Consider the following 21326-nt stretch of genomic DNA (forward strand, 5'->3'; position numbering starts at 1 on the left):
CCGCGCCGACCTTAAAGTTGCAGGGGCAGCGGCGCGGAGGCGCCGTGCGGGTCACAGGGGAAGTTGGGGTTTCGTGAGTCAGAGCGTGTCGTCAGCAGCCACGGCGGCGGGTGTCGGTGTCCAGGCGGCCAGACGGCGTACCTTCGCGGTGATCTCGCACCCGGACGCCGGCAAGTCGACGATGACCGAGGCACTCGCCCTGCACGCGCGGGTGATCGGGCAGGCCGGCGCGGTGCACGGCAAGGGCGACCGCCGGGGCGTGGTCTCCGACTGGATGGCCATGGAGCAGGAGCGCGGAATCTCGGTCACCTCGGCCGCACTCCAGTTCTCCTACCGCGACACGGTCATCAACCTGCTGGACACGCCCGGTCACGCCGACTTCTCCGAGGACACCTACCGGGTGATCACCGCGGTGGACAGCGCCGTCATGCTGCTCGACGCCGCCAAGGGCCTCGAGCCGCAGACCCTCAAGCTGTTCGAGGTGTGCCGGCAGCGCGGCATCCCGGTGATCACCTTCATCAACAAGTGGGACCGTCCCGGCAACGACGCCCTCGCCCTGATGGACGAGATCGAACAGCGGATCGGCCTGCGGCCCACCCCGCTGACCTGGCCGGTCGGCATCGCCGGGCACTTCCACGGCGTGATCGACCGCCGGACCGGGGTGTTCACCCGCATGCAGCGCTCCCCCGGCGGCGCCGACCTGGCGATCGAGGAGGACATGACCGCCGACGAGGCGGCCGAGCGGTTCGGGGCGGACTGGACCACCGCCAACGAGGAGCTCGAACTCCTCGACATGACCGGCGCCGACCACGACCAGGAGGCGTTCCTGGCCGCGACCACCACGCCGGTGCTGTTCGGCGCGGCGGTCGCGAACCTCGGCGTACGCCAGCTGTTGAACGTTCTCGTGGAGCTGGCGCCGCCGGCGACCGCGCGGCCCACCGCGGCCGGCACCGACCAGCCGGTCGACGCGCCGTTCTCCGGGTTCGTCTTCAAGATTCAGGCGAACATGAACCGGGCCCACCGCGATCAGGTGGCGTTCATGCGGGTGTGCTCCGGCAAATTCGAGCGTGGCATGGTCGTCACCCACGGCGGCACCGGCAAGCCGTTCACCACGAAGTACGCGCAGCAGATCTTCGGGCAGGGCCGCGACACCATCGACGAGGCGTTCCCCGGCGACGTGGTCGGCCTGGTCAACGCGACCGCACTGGGCATCGGCGACACGCTCTACGCCGGCCGCCCGGTCCGGTACCCGGCACTCCCCTCATTCCCGCCGGAGCACTTCGCCGCGGTCCGCACCGACGACACCTCGGCCTACAAGCGGTTCCGCCGCGGCATCGAGCAGCTCGACGCCGAGGGCGTGATCCAGGTGCTGCGCTCCGAACAGCGCGGCGACGGCACACCGGTGTTCGCCGCCGTCGGGCCGATGCAGTTCGAGGTCGCCACCCACCGCCTCGAGGCCGAGTTCGGGGTGCGGGTGAAGCTGGAGTTCCTGCCGTACGAGATCGCCGCCGTCACCGACACGGCCGGCCGCGAGATGCTGCGCGGCGAGTCGAACGTCGAGGTGATGACCCGGGTCCGCGACGACGCGCTACTCGCCGTCTTCCAGCACCGCTGGCGGATGCGCACGGTGGCCGGCCGCCACCCGGGCCTCAGACTCGACGGGGTGTTCGACGCAGGCCTGTCATAGGCACCGCCGAAATGAGCGCCGAGCGTCTTCGACACCGGCCCCACAGGCACTGACCGACGAGAAGCCGGGGACGCTCGACGCCGGCCTGTCATAGGCGGCGGCAGAAGAGGGCGTCCGGGGTCTTGGACGACAGGAAGCGCCCGGTGTAGGCGATTCCGGCCGCGTACTCGCCGTCGGCGCACTGGCCCTTGTAGTGCCCGCTCGCGAAGTCACCGCCCGGCCCACCGGCCGGGCGGTTGTCGCCGCGGTCGAACCACACGGTCCGGCCGCTGTCGGTGGCCGCTGTGGGCAGGGCGGTGGCGCACAAAACGCTGGACACGGCGGCGCCCCGCACCGCGTAGCCGATCAGCACCGACGACGCCGGGCACTGCACCTTGGTGTAGCCGGACGCCCAGTCGCGGGAGACGTGCCGCTCGTCGGTCACCACCTGGTAGCCGGTCCAGACGGTCGCGCCGGAGTAGTCGGTGCACAGGCCACGGTTGCCGGTGTGGCTCAACCCGATCAACCGTTGACCGTCCGGGCAGGCGGCCTTGCGGGCACCCCGGTCCCAGTCCGGCTGTGCACGCATCAACGTTGACGCGATGAAGTCAACATGGTCCGGGCTCAACATTGATCGTGACGGGACCGGATCAACGTACCCCTGTCGTGTCGTGGCATTGACCAGCCGCTGCCAGGCGGCCGACCGCCAATCCGGACCGTCGATCAGCCCGGATCGCCGCCCCGCGGCGTCGAAGAACAGCAGCCCCCACTCGTTGCCGCTCTCCGCCCAGCCGATCACCGGCCAGTAGGCGAAATCGGCGTCCGCCCGGATCAGGATGTCGACGAAGTTCTCGAACCAGGCCCGTTGCAGGCTGCCCGGCGCGGCGTCGGCGGCCACCCCGAACTCACTGATCCACACCGGCGCGGTGAAGTGGTTGCCGGGCTCCCCGGCGACATACAGGGCGTCCCGCTGCACGACGGCGGCCAGATCGGCGGGGCTCAGGTCCCGGTAGCGCGGATCGGTGGTCTCGCCGGTCCCGGTGGCCCCACTGTGATTCGGGCCGGTGTAGTCGTAGAAATGCGCCGAATACACCAGTTTCCCGGACCGGATCAGGGTGTGCGACAGGGTCCGGACCGGCCGCAGCGTGGGCCGCTCGTGCGCGAACCCGTCCACCGGGATCCCGGTCCAGTTGATCCCCTCCACGATGATCAGCAGGTTCGGGTTGGCCTCGGCGAGAATCCGGTCGCCGGTGCGCTGCGACGCGGCGAACCAGTCGTGGGCGTTGCCCCAGCCCCAGTTCGGGTCGTCCAGGACGGTGCGGCGCACCTCGTTGTACAGATCGGCGCCGACCACCCGCGGATCGTCACGGTAGCGGCGGGCCATGAACAGCCAGTCGTCCTCCCACTGCCGCACACTCTGCGACGTGTTCCACCGCTCGTTGCCGTCGACGGCACAGCACCAGCGGGTCGTGTTGGTGTGGTTGTTGAGGATCACCGCGAGCCCGCCACCGGTGAGCGCGGCGACGACCCGGTCGTACACCTGCAACGGGGTGAGCCCGCGCAACTGCGGATTCGCGGCGACGGCCCGGTCGGTCACCGGGCGGCTGTCGCGCAGCATCTCGTTCGAGAACGGCAGCCGTACGCTGTTGAGCCCCAGCTCCCGGAATCCCGCGACGATGGTGTCCAGCGGCGCCCGGTCGAGCCCGAGCGGGATCCGCCCCGAGTTCTCCCCCGCGTGATGGTTCGCGTCGACCAGGGTGTCGCCGGAACCGTTCCACGTGCCGCTCGCGCCGTGCCAGTTGCCGGAGCGCAGTTTGAAACGCTGCCCGTCGGCGTCGACGATGTAGCGGCCACGGGTCGAGAGTGGGCCGGTCCATCCGGGTTCGGCCGCCAGGGCGGCCGGTGCGCCGGGCAGCAGGGACGTCAACGACAACGACAGAACCACCAGCAGGCGTACGACGGTGCGCATCCATCCATTGAAGAACATGAACGGATTTCAGGAAATACCTTTCGGTGACCCAGATCACCGATGAGTTCCCGGAGCGGGGCCGGTCTACCCCGTATGACCAACCCGGTGAAGGGCCCCGCCAGCTATTTTCCGTCGATCGAGAAGAAGTACGGGCAGCCGATCGCGTACTGGACCGACCTCATCCGATCGTCCCCGCTCACCCGGCACGGTGAACTCGTCACGTGGCTGAAGACCGAACACGGCCTCGGGCACGGGCACGCCAACGCCCTGGTCGCGCACACCCTCGCCGAACAGTCGAACTGACCGGACATCACACGAGGGTCCGGATCCCGCCAAGAACCGCAACCCATCCGGCGGTCACGGGGGCCGTCCGGATGACAGCGCTCAGCGTCGGCCGGGCAGGAGCTATCACCATGCGCCGTCGCCTGGAACTGGGCAGAGGGCTGCCATGTGTGCCGAGTCGCGGCTCGGGACGGGCGGCGGTCGGCCGGACCGGGACGTACCCGGTCCGGCGAGGCCGTCAGGAGGCGCGGGCCGTCAGGAGGCGTATGTCTGGAATTCGGCGATCCTCGGCGTACCGGAAGAGCTTGTGATCTTGAAGGTCAGCTTGGTGGTGGAGGTGGCCGCGAAGCTGACGTTCCCGCCGCCCGTGCCGGAGGCCAGAACCGTGCCGGTCGCGCCGTTGATCACCTGGTAGGCGCCGATCGACGAGCCGGACGCCTCGACGATGGTGATGCGGGAGACCTTGGTGGCCGCCGGCCACTTGATCGAGATGTCACCGGTGGCGCCGTTCGGCGACCAGTAGGTGGCCGTGTTGCCGTCCTTCACGTTGCCGTAGCTGGTTCCGCTCGCCTTGCTGGAACCGTCCGCGCCGGCGCCGATGCTCAGGTTGACGCCGCTGGTCGCGGTGGCCGTCGGAGAAGCGGTCGCGGTGGGAGAAACAGTCGCGGTGGCGGTGGCGGTGGGAGAAACGGTGGCAGTTGCGGTGGGGGAAACGGTGGCGGTCGCGGTGGGAGAAGCGGTCGCGCTGCACTTTCCGTCCGAGACCTTCAGGCCGATGCCGGCGCCCGCGGTGGCCGCCACGATCGACGGGACGCAGGACGCGTTGTCGAGGGTGAACGCGTACGGGATGGTGACGCTGGTGGTGGACACCAGGTCCGGGCCGGCCGGGTTGTTCTCGGTGCCCTTCGCCGACCAGGTCACGTTGTCGAGGATGTTGCCGGACACCTGCCAGTAGCCGGCCGCGTCGGTGTAGAAGGTGCCGAGCACGTCCTTCGAGTCCTCGAAGTAGTTGCCGTCCACCCGGGCCTTGGCGCCGGCCCGCGAGTTGATGCCCGACTCGTTGAGGCTCACGTAGTGGTTGTTGTAGATGTGGGCGACCCCGCCGCGCAGCAACGGCGTACGCGAATCGATGTTCTGATATTTGTTGTGGTGGAAGGTGATGAAGCTGTTGCCGGTGTCGCTCTCGCTGGAGCCGATCAGGCCACCCCGGCCGGAGTCGCGCAGGATGCTGTAGGACAGCGTCACGTATTGGGTGTCGTCCTTCATGTCGAAGAGGCCGTCGAAGCCCTCCGACTCACCACCCGAGGCGATCAGCGTGGCGTGGTCCACCCACACGTTGCGGACCGTGCTCTCCATGCTGATCGCGTCACCGCCGTTGGACAGCGGCGAGCCGGACTTCTTGACGTTCTGCACCGTCACGTTCTGGATGACGATGTTGCTGGAGTCCCGGATGTGGATGCCGAGTTGATCGAACGTGGCGCCCGCGCCCACACCGACGATCGTGACGTTGCTGATCTCTTTCAACTCGATACGATCGGCCGCCGTGTTGCAGCTGTCACCGGACACCTTGCTCGTGTTGCCGTGATTGATCGTGCCCTCAACCTGAATGATGATCGGCGTGTCACTGGAAGCCCGGGTGCACAGCGCGTTGTGGATCGCGGTGCCGGTGGTGGCCTTGACGGTGGCCCCGCCCGCGCCACCGGTGGTGCCGCCGTTCTGGCTGGCGAAACCGGTGACGGTGGCTTCCGCGGCCGACGCGTCGTGCTGGGGCAGCCCGAAGGCGATGGCTCCGGCGACGCCGGCCACGCCGAGGACGGCGGAGAGTCGCAGCGCGACTGATCGTTTCATGGTCTTCACCTGTTCTCCGGGGGATGATGCGGCGGGCTCTGGGGGGATGGCCGCCGTGTCGATCACCCACTAGTGGTGACGGATCATGGATTGGTTGCTCGCTCGGAGAAGAAATCTCGTCCCGGAGGCCGGGCGGGTGGTGACGTCCGGGCCTTCTCCGGGGGCGGTCTCGCGGCGAGCGGCCGGTCGAGGTGGCCCGCCCGGTGCCTCCCCCGGTTGACCGCAGGGCCTAAGCTCGGTCGCTCGACAAGCTGGAGGCGGCCGCGACATGACCGACATGACCACCCGGCGTCGTCTGGTGGCACCGCTGGTCGTCGGCGTTCTCGCCGCCCTCGGGACGCTGGCGACCTATCACGTGTTCGTGCGCACCATCTCCGGGCAGTGGCTGGACACCGCCGCGATGCTCGGCACGGACGTGGAGCATCCCCGGCTCGCGCAGATCCTGACCCGGGTGCTGAACGGCACCACCCTGGCCGGTCTGGTGCTGGTCTGCCTGGTCGTGGTCGCGGTCGGTGTGGTCCGGCGGCGGCCCGGTCTGGCGGTGGCGGCGGCGGTGCTGGTGCTCGGCGCCAACGGCACCACCCAGTTCCTCAAGGACGTCCTGACCCGGCCGCCCATCGACCGGCTGGAGTTCGCGAACTCGCTGCCCAGCGGCCATACGACGGCGGCCGCGTCGGTGGCGTTCGCGGTGGTCCTGGTCCTGCCCGAGGCGGTCCGCGCGACCGCCGCCCTGTGCGGGGCCGGTTACACGGCGGCCATCGCGATCGCCACCGTGTGGTCGCAGTGGCACCGGCCCAGCGACGCGGTCGCCGCCATGTTCGTGGTGCTGGGCTGGGGTGCGCTGGTGGTCCTCGGCGTCCGGCTGACGAGCCGGGACCGGACGGCCGCGACCGGCCGCCCGACCCCGTTGGGTGTGCTGCCGCTGGCCGTGACCGGGCTGGTCACGGCACCGGCCGCGGCGCTGGGCTTCCTCGTCGCGAAGGCGTCCGAGCCGATGACCACCACTCCGGAGCCGAGCCGCATCGCGGTCGCCTCCGGAGCGGCCGGGGTCGCCGCGGTCGTCGCCGGCGCCTTCCTGGTGTGGCTGTGGCTGGCGACCGACGGCGTACGCGGTCAGGAGGTGCGGCGGAAGGTGGCGTCGGCGCGTTCGGTGGCGGTGGAGACCGGGTCGATCCGCAGCACGTAGTTGCTGTGCCGGATGTAGTGGGTCGGGAAGTTGTACGACTGGAACGACGACCAGGAGGAGTCCGCCAGCCCGGCCACCTGACGGAAGGTGGCGTCCTGCCGGAACGTGGCGGTCCCGTTGTTCGGTTCGAGCCGCAGCACGTAGTTGTTGTGCCGCAGGTAGTGGCCGGGGAAGTTGACCGACTCGAAGGACACGGCGGTGCTGTCGGCCAGGCCGGCCACGACGCGGAACTGGGAGTCCAGCGCCGGGGTCACGTTCGCGTCGATGCGGGTGGCGTAGTTCGAGTGGCGTACGAATCGGTCCTGGAAGTTGTAGGACTGGATCCGCTGGACCGTGACCGCACCCGGGTTGCCCAGCTCGCCGGAGGGTCCGGCCAGCACGGTCGCGGTGGAGACCGGGACGCCCAGGTTGGGGGTGCCGTCGGCGTTCCAGGAGATGCGCTGGGCCCGGCTGGTACGCGTGGTGCCGCACCCTTGCGAGGTGGAGTCGTTGGCGTGGTAGACGATCCAGTCCTCGGTGCCGTCCGGTGACTTGAAGAAGCTGTGGTGGGCCGGCCCGTAGACCCCGTTGGCGTCGCTGCGCTGGAAGAGCGGGTTGGCGAGCTTGGTCCACGCGGACCGGTTGAGCGGGTCGGAGCCGGTGAGTTCGAGCGCGCCGATCTTGTAGTCGGGTGTGCCGCAGAAGCTGGCCGAGTAGGTCAGGAAGGTACGGCCGTTGCGCTGGAGCACGTAGGGCCCCTCGTTGACCGGGTTGCCGACCCGTTCCCAGGCCAGGGTCGGCTCGGAGATGATGATGCCGAGCGACGCGGGTGTCCACGGGTTGGTCAGGCGGGTGATGAAGAGGCTCTGCAACCCGCCGTTCTCGAATCCGCCGTTGTTGTTGAAGGCGGAGAACACGAAGTAGTTGACCCCGCCGACGGTCATCACGCTGCCGTCGATCGACCAGCCGTTGTTCGGCATCAGGGTGAGCGCGCCCTTGTAGGTGTACGGCCCCATCGGGTCGGTGCCGGCGCTTTCGAGGACGTGCTGGCGCTGGCCGCCGCAGCAGGCCGACGGCCCGGCCGAGTAGTAGAGGTACCAGCGCTGCCCGTTGGGCCCGTTGAGCAGGTGCAGGCTGGGCGCCCACATGTTCGACACCGCGTTGGGCTGCGACATCGTGAACACGGTCGTCTCGGCGGCGGTCTTCAGCCCGGCCAGGGTGGTGGACCGGCGGATGAGGATCTTCCCGGTCCACGTCGTGGCGGCGTAGTAGTAGTTGCCGTTGTAGTAGCTCATCCACGGGTCGGCGCTGTTGGGCGTGCCGACGACGGGGTTCTGATAGGACGCCCCCGGCGCGGCGAGCGCCGGGGTGGGCGTCACGATGAGAGCCATCGCGGTGACCAACGCGGTGACCAAGGCCCGTATCCGCACGGCGCGCCTCCTAAAGCGTTAACGCTCACAAAGATGACCGGCATGTTACGAGACATCCATACCCGTCACAAGGCTTGATCTCCGGCTCCCGCGACCGCCTTCTATTTCGGCGACGTTTCTTGACGCGACGGGTGATCGCCGTGCATGTTAACGATCACACCTCCCCGTCCCCCACCTACGAGGAAGTCATCGATGGGTCTTCGTGCTCGCATCCGTCGCAAGCTCACCGTCGCGCTGGCCGCGACGGTCGTGCTGCTGGCCGGCTTCGCCTCCCCGGCGTCCGCCCAATACATCAGCGTCAAGAACCCGGTCGTCTCGCAGCGCGCCGACACCGCGATCTTCAAGCACACCGACGGCTACTACTACATGACCGCGTCGGTGCCCGACTACAAGCGCGTCGAGCTGCGCCGTGCCACCACCCTCCAGGGTCTCGGCACCGCCGCGACGTCCAACGCGTTCGTCGCCCCGTCCAGCGGCGCCCTCAGCGGCTGGATCTGGGCGCCGGACATCCAGTACATCGACGGCGCCTGGTACATGTACTTCTCGGCGTCGCCCAGCACCGCCGTCTTCGACCAGCGGCTCTACTGGATCCGCAACACCAGCGCCAACCCGATGACCGGTACGTGGAGCGCCCCGCAGCGCTTCAACACCGGCTGGGAGTCGTTCCAGCTGGACGCCGCGGTCTTCGTCAACAAGGGCGTCCGCTACTTCGCCTGGGCCCAGGACAGCCCGTCCACCAGCTTCAACAGCCACATGTACCTGGCCCGGATGAACGGCCCGACCGCGATCACCGGGACCGCCGTGGAGATCGCCCGGCCCACCGTGGCGTGGGAGAAGGAGGGCGTCGCCGGCGTCGTGGAGGGCCCGTCGCCGCTGGTCAAGAACGGCCGTGTCTACATCGCCTACTCGGCGTCCGCGACCGACTCCCGCTACAAGCTGGGCCTGCTCTCCTCGTGGGACACCGCCGACCTGCTCAACCCGGCGTCCTGGTACAAGCATCCGAACCCGGTCTTCCAGACCGCCAACGGCGTCTACGGCCCCGGCCACGGCAGCTTCACCGTCGCCGAGGACGGGGTCACCGACATGCTGGTCTACCACGCCCGCGACTACGCCACCCCGACGCCGGACGCGCTGACCGACCCGAACCGGCACACCCGCATGCAGCAGCTGCTGTGGCGGGAGAACGGCGACCCGTTCTTCGGCCAGCCGATCCCGAGCACCGTCACCAACCCGGGCATCCGGGGCCAGCACAGCAACCGGTGCGTCGACAACTACAACCGCGACACCACGCTCGGCGCCCTGGTCCGTCTCTACGACTGCAACGGCGGCACGGCGCAGCACTTCGAGCTGACCTACCGCAACGGTACGTACTACGAGATCCGCAACCGCAACACCGGCACCTGCCTGTCGAACATCAACGCCAGCACCGCTCTGAACGCCGACGTCGGCCTCTACACCTGCAACGGCTCCACCAGCCAGCAGTGGATCGTGCTGGACCGGGGCAGCGGCTGGTTCTCGCTGCGCAACGTCGCCGGCAACACCTGCCTGGACAACTACAACTGGGACGCCGCCAACGGCGCCCGCCTCTCCCTCTACACCTGCAACAGCCTGGCCGCCCAGAACTGGCGCCTCGGCTAGAAGTGACCGCGGGGGCGGTCGCCCGCCCCCGCGACCCCTCAGCCGATCGCGAAACTCGGGTGCGGCGGCTGGTTGTACGCGGTGTTCTGCCAGGCGACCGCCTCCCGGTACTGCCGGTCCTGCATCAGCGAGGCCCGCGAGATGCTGGTCGGATCGGTGGTCGAGTAGATCCGCAGGGCGGTGTTGTTCGTGGTCGGCCAGATGACCTCCTCCCGCCAGTCACCGAGGATGTCGGCCTGCAATGACGGGGTGGCCTTGGTGCCGTTGTTCGAGTGCACGCCACTGGCGGTCAGCAGCCGGGTGTCGCCGCCGGTTCCGTACTTGTCGATCCGGGTCTGGTCGAGCAGCTCCCGCTGGGCGTCACCGTCCCACCAGATCACGAAGTTCGTCGACGACGGTTTGCGGCCGATGTTCGCGCCACTGGTGCTGCGCAGGCCGTCCACCGCCGACGACCACGACTCGGCGCCCGCGCTTCCGGCGTAGATGTCGGCGGACACGCCCCGGCCGTTGTCGCAGCCGCACGACGCGGTGGACCAGATCAGAGCACCGGTACGGGCGTCCGCCATCCACATGGCCGGCTTGGACCCGTCCTCGGACACCTTGAAGACCTCCTGCCCCGAGCGGCCCGGGATCAGGTCGCTGACGTGGTAGGCGTCGCCGTGTCCCCGGCCGGTGGTCCACAGCCCGTAGCCGTTGTCGTCGACCGCCATGGCGCCGTACAGGATCTCGTCGCGCCCGTCGGCGTCCACGTCGGCGATGGACAACTGGTGGTTGCCCTGCCCCGCCCAGGCGGATCCGTTGGTGGACGAGTTGCTGTCGAACGTCCACTTGCGGGTCAGCGTGCCGTTGCGGAAGTCCCAGGCGGCGATCACGCTGCGGGTGTAGTAGCCGCGGGCCATGATGATGCTCGGGTACGACCCGTTGAGGTAGGCGGTTCCGGCCAGGAACCGGTCGACCCGGTTGCCGTAGGAGTCACCCCACGACGAGACGGTGCCGCGGGCGGGCACGTAGTCGGCGGTGGCCATGGCCCGCCCGGTCTGCCCGTTGAACACGGTCAGGAACTCGGGACCGGACAGGATGTAGCCCGACGAGTTGCGGTAGTCGGCGCTCGAGCTGCCGATCACCACGCCGGCGCCGTCCTTCGTACCGTCGGCGGTCTTCATGGCCACCTCGGCCCGGCCGTCGCCGTCGTAGTCGAACACCTGGAACTGGGTGTAGTGCGCGCCCGCCCGGATGTTGCGGCCCAGGTCGATGCGCCACAGCCGGGTGCCGTTGAGCTTGTAGGCGTCGATGAACACGTTGCCGGTGTAGCCGGACTGCGAGTTGTCCTTGGCGTTCGACGGGTCCCACTTGAGGACGATCTCGTACTGGCCGTCGCCGTCGAGGTCGCCCACCGAGGCGTCGTTGGCCGAGTAGGTGTAGGCCACGCCGTCCGGTGTGGTGCCGCCGGCCGGGATCTGGATCGGCACGTCCTGGTAGGCCGCCAGCAGCCCGACGCTGGGTTCCTCGGCCGCGAGGGTGACGGCCTCGCGGCCGTCGACGACCGGTCGCACGGTGTAGGCGGCGCCGGCCGGGGCGCCGGCGTCGGTGTAGTTCGTGCCGGCGGCGATCGGGGCGGCGTTGACCTTGACCGATCCGCGGTAGACGTTGAACGCCACCCCGGCCGGGTCGGACGCGAGCAGCCGCCACGACAGGAAGTTCCCTCGCGACGTGCGCAGAGCGACAAGACCACGGTCAAGATCTTCAGTGGTACGGGCGGACGGCGCGGCAGTCGCCACGGGGCCGCTCTCGACGGCGGCCACCGGGACGGCGCCACCGAGCAACAGTACGGTCGTGGCCGCCAGTGCGACGGCGCTTCGGGGCAGGGCAGAGTGGTTCATGGGGATCCCATCGTGTGCAGGAACGGGGACACACGGACCGCGCTCGGGGAAAGCGCGGGCGAAGCGAGCCTCGGGGCGGCTCGCGGTTTCTTGAGTATGTTAACGATTCAATCGAGGGTCAAGCTTCGATGCTCATCGATTGAATTCGGCACTCCCGGCCTCGCGCTGGACACGGCCGGACCCCGATCGAGCTCGGCAACCCGGATATCGCCGCAGCTCAACACGGTCACCCGACACCGTCCGGCAGGCCGCGGGCAACCCGGCCCGGCATCCTCCCGGGTCGATTCCGGCGGCCGGAACGGCACGGAGACGGCAGGAGACGATGCGCCCTGACCGCGGGCGAGCGGGACCGGTTGAAACGCTCGAATCACCTGCTGATGCTCTCGGCACCCGGACGCCGACGACCTCCGGGACGGCCTGCCGGCGGAATGACGTCCGGCGCCGGGATCAGGACGATACCGGCGCCGGAGCGGGGTCAGGCGGCCTCGGCCGGATGAGGGGCGGTGACCTCCCGACCGGGGCGGGTCAGGCGTGTTCGGCCGTGTAGAGGGCGGCCACCTCCTCGTCGGTCAGGCCCCGGTCGTAGGCGTGCACCCGGTCGATCGAGCCGGACCAGAAGTCGGTGCGGTTGCCCGCGTACTTCGCCCGGCCCACCGACAGCGGGCCGGTGCTCACCACGTCCGGGCCGGCCGGGACCGTGGCGACACGCCGGCCGTCGACGTAGAGGCGGATCTCGCCGGTGGCGTGGTCCCGGACGCCGGCCAGGTGGTACCAGCGGTTCAGTTCGGGCGTGGTGACCAGCCGGGCCCGGTTGCCGCCGGGCGTGCTGAAGGCGAAGGCGCCCTGCCCGTACTGGAGATAGAAGGGGTTCTCGGTGCGGCGGCCGTCCTGGCTGACCGCGGTGGCGTAGTTGCCGGGCAGCTCGTCGAGGGTCACCCAGGCCGCGACCGTGTAGTCCTTCGTGGTGTCGAGCACCGGCGCCGCCGTGTCGGCGTGGTCGCCGGCGCCGTCGAAGCGCAGCGCCGTGCCGCTCACGCCGGGAACCCACGCGGTGTCGCCGGTCAGGGTCAGGTGGCTGTCGCCGCCGCTGTCGCGGGCGGCCGTGCCGCTGCCCTCGTCCAGGTTCCAGTCGCCGTGCCCGGGATAGGTCCGGGCCTGACCGGACGCCGCCCCGGCCGCGATCACTTTCGCGTTCACCGCCCGTACCGCCGCGGGGTCGACCTTGATCTCTCGCCGGTCGTAGGTCCAGAGGCCGTTGAGCTCGGTCTCCAGGTCGGTGATCTGGGTGTAGACGGAGCCGGACAGCTCCGCTCCGGCCGCCTCCAGGTAGAAGCGCTCGGTGTTGTCGACGTACTTCGCGGTGAGCGCGGCCTTGTCGGCGACGCCGCTGTAGATGACGGCGGGCGGGCCCGGCCACATGTGCCCAGGAGTACGCAGGGTGAAGCCGCCGTGTTCACCGTCCATCGCGATGCGGGTGGCGTCCGGGTAGGGCGGATCGTTGTTGACGTAGTCGTGATGGTCGATCACGTCACCCTTGCCGGAGTCACCCTTGGACGCGCAACAGTTGACGCCACTGTGCGCGTTGACGATGCGGGACGGGTCGTCAATCTTGACGGCGGTGGCGATCTGTCCGGTCGCCGTGCGGTCCCATTCACCCCAGCCCTCGTTGAAGACGATCCATCCGATGATCGACGGGAAGCCGTGCAGCTGGCGCATCATCTCCCGGCCCTGGCTCAGGAACGCCTCCCGGCCGGCCGTGCTGGTGATGTCGGCGGAGACGAAATCCTGCCAGACGAGCAGGCCGAGTTCGTCGGCGTGCCGGTACCAGCGGGCCGACTCCACCTTGATGTGCTTGCGAACCGCGTTGAAGCCGAGCTTCTTGGTCTCCGCCAGGTCGAAGCGCAGGGCCGCGTCACTGGGCTGGGTATACAGGCCGTCCGGCCAGAAGCCCTGGTCCAGGGTGGCGAGCGAGAAGATCGGCTTACCGTTCAGCACCAGCTTCGGGAAACCGCCGACGTTCAGTACGGCGACGTCACGGAGGCCGAAGTAGCCGCGGACGGAGTCATTGCCGAGCCGCACGTCGAGGTCGTACAGGTAGGGGTCGTCGGGGCTCCACAGGCGCGGCTTGTCGATCTTCACGTGGACGTCGGTGTTGGTCTTCGCCACCGCCCTACCGGCGATCCGGCCCTTCCGGTCGCGGGCCACGACGACCGCCGTCGCGTCGGCCGCGGAGGCGACCCGGACGGTCACCGACCCGGTCGCGGCGTCGGGGGTGACGACCAGGTCGTCGACGGCGACCGGGGCGACCGGCTCCATCCAGACCGTCTGCCAGATGCCGGACGACGGCTCGTAGACGATGCCGCCCGGGTTCAGCGACTGCTTGCCCTTCGGCTGGTTCGGCCCGGTCACGTCGGTGACCGCGACGATGATCTCCTGCTGGCCGTGCTTGCGGAGCGCGCCGGTGATGTCGGCGGTGAAGGCCGTGTAGCCACCGGTGTGCGTGGCGACCAGCGTGCCGTTGACCCACACCTTCGCCTCGTAGTCGACGGCGCCGAAGTTGAGCTTGATCCGCTTGCCGGTCCAGCCGCGCGGAACGGTGACGAGCTTGCGGTAGAACATGTGGTCCTCGCGCCGTTCGATGCCGGACAGCAGCGACTCGACCGGGTAGGGCACGATGATCCGCTCGCCGAGGGCCTTGCCGAAGACCGGCTGCTCCCCGGCCTGGGCCGCGGCGAACTCCCACGGCCCGTTCAGGTTGATCCAGTCCTTGCGGATCAACTGTGGACGCGGGTATTCGGGCAGCGGATGGCGCTCGTCGACCCGGTCACCCCACGGCGTGGTGAGCCGGTGTGTGGACGTGTTGACCGCCGAGCGGATGACCTGCGGGACCGTCTCGCCGCCGACGACGAGCCCACCGCCGCCGTCGTAATTCACCCGGACCCGCTGACCCTTCTGGATCTTCTCGGTGAGGGTGACGACCGCCCTGTCGCCGTGCTTGCGGACGCTCCGGATCGGGAAGGCGGTGGTGTCCACCTCGACCTTGAGGTGCTGGGCGAGGGTGCCGAGGTCGTCGACGGTCGCGTCGAAGTCGGCGATCAGGGTGCGGCCGTCCGGCTGGACGGTGAACGCGACCGGGAAGACCTGGAAGCCGTCCGGCGGCGTGAAAGCGCTCTCCGGGACGATCTGCCTCTCGAGCCCGGCGCCCGACCACCGCAGGAACAGGTTCGCGCCGCCGACGTCCTGGAACATCTCGATGCGGACGTCGTGCGCCTCCCCCGCCACCAGCGGCACCGGGGCGCTGACCTGCTCGCGGTCCCAGTCACCGACCCAGTGGTCGATCACCGGCCGCCCGTCGATCAGGAACCGGAACCCGTTGTCGCCGATCATCGAGAACGTGTAGTCGCCGGTGGCCGGCGCCGTGATCTTTCCGGTCCAGCGTGCGGTGGTGTGCTCGGTGCGCCCGGTCAGCGACGCGAACGTGCCGGCCAGGCCGGGCAGGTCGATGTTCGCATCGAGCAGGATCCCGCCGAGTTCGGCGAAGTCCCGGGCGCCCGGCGCGGACATCCGGAAGTACTCACCCTTGAGGCCGTGCACCGGCGGCGCCGCGGAGGCGGGCGCGGCGGGCGCGGCGAGGACGGAGAGAACCAGCAGGACGGCGAGGAGCAGGGTTCTCCCGGGCGATCGGGGCATCGATTGTTTCCCTTCGATCGACGACACTGCAAACACACTGAACTATTTGCATACGTGAGTCAACAGAAGGCAACAGCTTCGGACATGTTCGCGCGAGGTTCGCCGTCCCCGTCCCGGGCAGAGCCCGACGGGGCCCGGCCCGGCACCGGCGCGCGGCTCGTCAGTCGCGTTGGATGGGGATGCAGTTCCCGGTGTGGTAGCTGCCGTCGGCGGCCCGGGCCAGCCCGTGTCCGCTCTTGGCGATGCGGGCGCACACCTTCGGGGCGTCGCCGACGGCCTCGAAGTCGGCGTCGCTGGTCCGGCGCACCGAGGGTTGCTGGTCCTCGAAGTAGTACTCGCCGTGCGCGGTCACCTGGCTGCCCATCGTCGTCTCGTCGGGATTCTGCCCGTCGCCGCCGTAAACGTGCAGGTGGAACCCCTTCACGGTGTCCGGGGTCTCGCCGTTCCAGTCCGCCTCGTACCAGATGACGAACTTGCCGTCCCGGATGGTGGCGCGGGAAAGGCAGACCCAGCGCGGGCTCTGCCTCATCTGATCGGTGCACGCCTCGTCGGCCGGCACCGGGGCGGCGGCCGCGCTCGCCGGAACGCTCGCGCTCGGCGAGGCGGTCGCCCCCGCGGCCGGAGTGTGCTGCGGGCTGTGCATGCCGGCCTCGGTGGCCGGGGCCTTCGTCCTGTCGTCCCCGCCGAACCTGTCCACCGCCCAGACCGTGCCGGCGACGCCGGCCAGTAGCGCGACCACGGCGGCGGCCAGAACAGCGCCGACGGGGCGCGACAGCTTCGGCCGGCCGGCCGGCGACGCGACGGCGGCGGTCGGCCCGGCCGGCTCCGGAACCGGCGCTCCGGAGGTCGCCGGCGGCCGCGACGATTCCGGGGCGGGCTCGGCGGTGGCCGTCCAGGCGTCACCGGGCCAGGCCGGGGCGACGGCCTCCGCGGCGCCGGTCGCCCACGGGTCGACGGCCTCGGGCAGCACCAGCGCCGTCTGGGCCTCGGCGATCGAGGCGCCGGCGTGCCAGGCGGCGCCGAGCGCCACCGCGTGCTTGGGGTGGGCGTCGACCGCCACCGGACGGCCGAACTCCGCGCCCACCATCTGCGCGACCAGCGGAATCCGCGACGACCCGCCGACCAGCAGCACCGAGTGCAGGTCCGCCGGCTCGATTCCGGCCGACCTGACGGCCCGGCGCAACGCCTCGGTCGGGCCACTCAGCACCGGGCGGACCATCGCCTCCAATTCGGCGCGAGTGAGCCGGACCTCGGTGGTGAGAGCCGGCAGCAGCACCGGGATCGTCACGTCGGTGTCCACCGACAGCGCCTCCTTGGCCTGCACACACTCCTCGCGGAGGCGGGCGACCGCGGCGGTCACCGCCGGATCCTCCCCGTCGAGGTCGTCCAGCGCGCCGTCGAGGGAGCCGGCGACGTGGGCGAAGATCGCGGCGTCGAAGTCGATGCCGCCGAGACGCTCGATCCCCTCCGGCTTGCCGATCAGGTCGAATCCGTCCGGAGTCTTGCGCAACACCGCCGCGTCGAACGTGCCGCCGCCGAGGTCGTAGACGGCCACCGTCGCGTCCGGCTCCAGCCTCTGCTGCCGGGCGTAGAAGACCGCCGCCGCGTGCGGCTCGGTGATCAGCTGGACCGGCCGCTCGATGCCGGCCAGCCGGAGCACCTGATACAACAGATCGATCTTGTACGGTCCCCAGTTCGCCGGATGCGAGACGCAGATCGCGTTCGGCTCACCGCCCTCGCGGGACGACACCTCGTCGATCACGGCCCGCAGCATCCGGGCCATCAGCGACTCGGCCGAGTACGGTGCCCCACCGAGCAGGATCGGCGTGGGGTCGCCGAGACGCCGCTTGAACTCGCGGGCGACCCGGTGCGGCTCGGTCAGCCCACGACGGCTGGCGATCTCGCCGGTCAGGATGGTCTCGTCGGCGCGCAGCAGCACCACCGAGGGTACGGCCGCCGACCGGCTGCCCAGCGAGACGATCTCGGCGTGGCCGGAACGCCAGACGGCCGCGGCCGTGTAGGTGGTTCCCAGATCGATACCGAGCGCATACATCCCGAGGACTCCGGATCCGGTCGAGGGCGTGACCTGCCTCCCCCGGGCCGGGGGGCTACCAGAATAGGGTCAGGCGGACGGCCGGGCCGCCCGGGAGATCTCCGGCGTGCCGGGCTTCACACGACCGGGCGGGCCGCCGGGGGGACCGGCGGTCGCGGCCCCGTGGATGTACATGCACCGCCCCCTGCCACAGCGGCGCGTGCCGTGGCAGGGGGCCGGTCCGTTCCGAGCGTCAGAGGCCCCACCCGTAGCGGATGCGGTCGCGGCCGGAGGCGTTGCGGACGGCCAGGTTGAGGTTGGTGCCGCTGCCACTGAAGGCGAACATCGAGTAGTAGTCGAAACCCGAGGTGCCGGTGGGTTTGCCGCCCAGGGCCGGCCAGTAGGTGCCGCCCATCTGGTTGTCCCGCATGACCTGGGTGACGGCGCGGATGTGGCGTACGAAATTGTCGGTGCTGTTCGCGTCGGCGTAGTTGAGCCCGGTGGACATCGGGGCGCCGAACTCGGTCACCACGGCGCGGGAGGCGCAGTTGCCGAGCCGGGTCTGGATGTGGCTGCGGAAGGCGTCGTAGGTCATCGCGCTGTAGAAGAACGCGTAATGGTGGAACGAGAGCAGCGTGCCGCTGAACCGGCTGTCGTTGCAGACGTCCCGCAGGTCCTGGCTGTACCCGGTGCCGCCGATCAGCGTCCGGGCCGGCACCGCCGAGTAGTGGTAGCTCATCCAGTTCGCCGCCACGTTGCGCCACTCCGCCGAACTGTAGCCGTGCGGCTCGTTCATCGGCTCGAAGTAGACGTTGGTGTTCCCGCCGTATTGGTAGGTCACCTTCGACCACATGGTGTTCCAGGCCGCGATGTTGGTGATCCGGCCACCGGAGGCGGCGCCGTCCTCCCAGTAGGCGAGGATCACCTTGAACCCGCGGGCGGTGGCGGCGTCGATGGCGCCCCGGTAGTTCTCCCACCACGCTGTGCCGACGGTGTGCGTGTTGATCGGCAGCCGGACCGTGTTGACGCCGATCGCGGCCATGTCGTCGTACAGGGCGTTGGCCTTGGCCCGGACCGTCGCGTTGCTGTCCGACGAACTGAGGCCCTGCACGACCAGCGGGCCGGTGCTGAAGTTGTCGCCCAGCACCGCCCAGTTCATACCGCGGAACTGGTTGGTGGCGGCGGCCGCCGGTGACGAGCCGACGGCGACGGCGCCCAGCGCGGTCAGGGCGGTCACCAGGAGAGGGGTGAGGATCCGGCGCAACGGTGTCATGGGGAGTCCAATCATCGGGGAATCGCGGTGCCGTGGCGGCAACCGGAGCAGCCGACCGCGCTCAGGCCGGTCCACGTGTCGAGGTCGGAGCTGGTCGCGGTCCAGATCCCGCCGTTGGTGTACTTGTCGATGTAGATGCGCCACCGGCCGTCGTCCAGCCGGACCAGGGACGGCCCCTCGTAACCGGAGGCCCACAGGGTGCCCCGGTTGATCCAGCCGCCGGTGAGCCGGTCGGTGCTGGTCCAGTGCTCGATGTACTTGGTGGTCTCGTTCTTGACGAAGGAGTGCCAGGTGCTGCCGGACTTCACCACGTACGCGTCGATGTGGTTGAAGCCGAGGCCCCACATCTGCTGCGGCCCGCTCCACGAGGTGAGGTCGCTGTTCTGCGCCGTGTAGACGTACGGCCGGAAGCAGTTGGAGCAGGTCGTCTGGGCCACGTTGGCGATGATGGTGACCGTGCTGCCCTCGATGTAGAACTCCGGCGCCCAGGTGAACCGGGTGCTGCTGATCCCGGACGGGACGGTGGCGATGTTGGTCCAGTTCAGCAGGTCGGTGCTGCGGGCCACCGCGAAGTACGTCGAGTTCGTCGTCCAGGACTGCCAGGTGTAGGCGATGAACCAGGTGCTGCCCCGCTTGATGATGCTCGGGTCGCGCAGCACCCCGGTCGGGCCCCGGAAGTTGGTGTCGTACAGGACGTTGTAGCTGGTGCCGCCGTTGGTGGACTGGTAGATCCACAGCTCCTGGTCGGCCGCCCCGTCGCCCTTGAAGGTGGCGTAGATCAGCGTCGTGGCCGCGCTGGCGGGCTGGGGCAGGGCCAGGCCGCCGAGGACGACGGCGACCAGGCCGGTCACCGCCATCAGAATGCGTTTCATCCTTCCTCCCTTCGTGGACCGCACACTGAATATGTTCAGTCGGGATGACAGGTGTCCACGAAGCGAGCAAGGGCACTCAGAACCGTTCACAACCGAACATGAACGGTGCCGATCGGAAGGTCAGAGCAGGCGCGGGGGCGGCGGCAGCGCCGGGCGGTCGAGCCACGCGGTGAACAGGTCGTCCAGCGGCGCACTCGTGAACCGGGCGGCGTGCGCCTTGAACAGGGCGGTCGTCACGGTCCGGTGCCGGTGCTCGGCCACCCAGGAGCGCAACAGTGCGAAGAACGCCTGCTCACCGACCCGCACCCGCAGGGCGTGCAGGGTCAGCGCGCCGCGTTTGTAGACGCGCGGGTCGAACATCCGGTCGACGCCCGGGTCGCCGACGACGACGGTCGCCGGCTGCGCCGCCGCCCAGGCGTGCCATCGGGCCGCGTGCACCTGTTCCGGCACGCCGCCGGAGACCTCGGACCACAACCACTCGGCGTACGTGGCGAAGCCCTCGTTGAGCCAGATGTGCCGCCAGTCGGCGACCGTGAGGCTGTTGCCGAACCACTGATGGGCCAGCTCGTGCACGACCAGCCGCTCGTGGGTGCGCCGCCCGTCGACGTGGTTGCGCCCGAAGACGGCCATGCCCTGCGCCTCGACCGGGTCGTCCAGCTCGTCGTCGGTGACCACCACGACGTACTCGCGGAACGGGTACGGCCCGAACAGCCCCTCCAGAGCCGTCATGATCTCGCCGTGCCGGCCGAAGTCGTGCCGGAAGGCGGCGCGCACCCGCGGGGTGATCGCGGCCCGCTGGGTCACCCCGCCGGCGGCCAGCTCCACCAGGTCGTAACGGCCGATCTGGACGCTCATCAGGTACGGGGCGGTCGGCTCGTCACGCTCGTACACCCAGGTGGTCGATCCGGCCCCGCGGCGCCGGGACACCAGGTCGCCGGTGACCAGCACGGTGTACGGCGACGGCACGGTCAACCGCACCAGGAACCCGGCCTTGTCGTCCGGCCGGTCGTTGCACGGGAACCAGGACGGCGCCCCGTTCGGCTGGCTCGCCACCAGCACACCGTCGGTCAGCTCGTCCCACCCGATGTCGCCCCACCGCCCGGAGACCGGCACCGGCTTCCCGCCGTACCGGATCTCGGTCTTGAAGGTCGCGCCGTAGCCGATCGGGCGCTCCGGTTTGATCCGGAGCTTGCCCCGCCGGTGGTCGAAGCTCGCCGGGCGGCCGTCGACGCGCACCCCCTGGACCCGCATCCCGGCCAGGTCCAGGCTGAACCGTGACAGCGGCTGGACCGCCCGCGCCGTGACGATCGCCTTACCGGCCAGCCGGTTCGACACCACCCGGTAGTCGAGGTCGAGTTCGTAGTGCAGCACCCGGTAGCCGCCGTTGCCGTGCTCCGGCAGGTACGGGTCGGGGGAACGGTCGGCGCCCGGCGTGGCCGGTGGGTTCATCAGAATTCTTTCGTGGATACTCCGGCCTTCAGGCCGGAGAGGAAACGGAGTTGCCTGCGGAGCAGGACAGGGATAGCCGATTCGCCGTCCCGGCGAATCGGCGTCGGCACACCGACCCGCCACGACCGCGCT

At 69.8% G+C, this 21326-nt stretch carries 13 protein-coding genes; 4 read left to right on the forward strand and 9 right to left on the reverse strand.

Annotated elements, in window-relative coordinates; genetic code table 11:
• Window positions 1–73 precede the first annotated feature (73 nt).
• Window positions 74–1687, forward strand: coding sequence for a peptide chain release factor 3 (locus tag J5X75_RS27770; protein WP_307798296.1), 1614 nt, complete (start codon window positions 74–76; stop codon window positions 1685–1687).
• A gap of 88 nt (window positions 1688–1775) precedes the next feature.
• On the opposite strand, the gene J5X75_RS27775 is transcribed toward J5X75_RS27770, so the two are convergent.
• The gene (locus J5X75_RS27775; RefSeq protein ID WP_208470458.1) at window positions 1776–3653 is read right to left on the reverse strand and encodes a glycoside hydrolase family 5 protein; all 1878 of its coding nucleotides are present in this window, start codon (window positions 3651–3653) and stop codon (window positions 1776–1778) included.
• Between the two features lie 75 nt (window positions 3654–3728).
• Between J5X75_RS27775 and J5X75_RS27780 the strand changes: the two genes are divergently transcribed.
• A complete protein-coding gene (locus J5X75_RS27780; protein WP_208470459.1) occupies window positions 3729–3938 on the forward strand; it encodes a DUF4287 domain-containing protein in 210 nt (69 codons plus the stop codon).
• A 234-nt stretch (window positions 3939–4172) separates the two neighbouring features.
• On the opposite strand, the gene J5X75_RS27785 is transcribed toward J5X75_RS27780, so the two are convergent.
• Window positions 4173–5765 carry a pectate lyase family protein gene (locus J5X75_RS27785; RefSeq protein WP_208470460.1) on the reverse strand — a complete coding sequence of 531 codons (1593 nt, stop codon included), beginning with the start codon at window positions 5763–5765 and terminating at the stop codon, window positions 4173–4175.
• 268 nt (window positions 5766–6033) lie between these two features.
• Here J5X75_RS27785 and J5X75_RS27790 point away from each other — a divergent pair, with 268 nt between their 5' ends.
• Window positions 6034–6951 carry a phosphatase PAP2 family protein gene (locus J5X75_RS27790; RefSeq protein ID WP_208470461.1) on the forward strand — a complete coding sequence of 306 codons (918 nt, stop codon included), beginning with the start codon at window positions 6034–6036 and terminating at the stop codon, window positions 6949–6951.
• On the opposite strand, the gene J5X75_RS44690 is transcribed toward J5X75_RS27790, so the two are convergent.
• Complete coding sequence (locus tag J5X75_RS44690; RefSeq protein ID WP_307798298.1) at window positions 6879–8360, reverse strand: family 43 glycosylhydrolase; 1482 nt, start codon at window positions 8358–8360, stop codon at window positions 6879–6881. The two genes, J5X75_RS27790 and J5X75_RS44690, sit on opposite strands and share 73 nt — an antisense overlap.
• Window positions 8361–8552: 192 nt before the next feature.
• Here J5X75_RS44690 and J5X75_RS27800 point away from each other — a divergent pair, with 192 nt between their 5' ends.
• Window positions 8553–9998 carry a family 43 glycosylhydrolase gene (locus J5X75_RS27800; protein WP_208470462.1) on the forward strand — a complete coding sequence of 482 codons (1446 nt, stop codon included), beginning with the start codon at window positions 8553–8555 and terminating at the stop codon, window positions 9996–9998.
• Window positions 9999–10036: 38 nt separating this feature from the next.
• On the opposite strand, the gene J5X75_RS27805 is transcribed toward J5X75_RS27800, so the two are convergent.
• The 6 genes from J5X75_RS27805 to J5X75_RS27830 all read right to left on the reverse strand — a co-directional run bounded on the left by J5X75_RS27805 (window position 10037) and on the right by J5X75_RS27830 (window position 21194).
• Window positions 10037–11878 (reverse strand): rhamnogalacturonan lyase, encoded by a 1842-nt coding sequence (locus J5X75_RS27805; protein ID WP_208470463.1) that lies wholly within the window; start codon window positions 11876–11878, stop codon window positions 10037–10039.
• A gap of 525 nt (window positions 11879–12403) precedes the next feature.
• Window positions 12404–15568: a LamG-like jellyroll fold domain-containing protein gene (locus J5X75_RS27810; RefSeq protein ID WP_208470464.1), complete on the reverse strand. Its 3165-nt coding sequence runs from the start codon at window positions 15566–15568 to the stop codon at window positions 12404–12406.
• A gap of 160 nt (window positions 15569–15728) precedes the next feature.
• Window positions 15729–17621 (reverse strand): Hsp70 family protein, encoded by a 1893-nt coding sequence (locus tag J5X75_RS27815; RefSeq protein WP_208470465.1) that lies wholly within the window; start codon window positions 17619–17621, stop codon window positions 15729–15731.
• A gap of 232 nt (window positions 17622–17853) precedes the next feature.
• Entirely contained in the window at window positions 17854–18873 is a 1020-nt protein-coding gene (locus J5X75_RS27820) for a glycoside hydrolase family 5 protein (protein ID WP_238489542.1), read from the reverse strand.
• Between the two features lie 11 nt (window positions 18874–18884).
• Window positions 18885–19745 carry a glycoside hydrolase family protein gene (locus tag J5X75_RS27825; RefSeq protein ID WP_238489544.1) on the reverse strand — a complete coding sequence of 287 codons (861 nt, stop codon included), beginning with the start codon at window positions 19743–19745 and terminating at the stop codon, window positions 18885–18887.
• A 120-nt stretch (window positions 19746–19865) separates the two neighbouring features.
• Window positions 19866–21194 (reverse strand): M1 family metallopeptidase, encoded by a 1329-nt coding sequence (locus J5X75_RS27830; RefSeq protein WP_208470466.1) that lies wholly within the window; start codon window positions 21192–21194, stop codon window positions 19866–19868.
• Window positions 21195–21326: the final 132 nt, after the last annotated feature.

It is taken from the genome of Actinoplanes flavus, from assembly GCF_017592555.1.
GTDB lineage: Bacteria > Actinomycetota > Actinomycetes > Mycobacteriales > Micromonosporaceae > Actinoplanes > Actinoplanes flavus.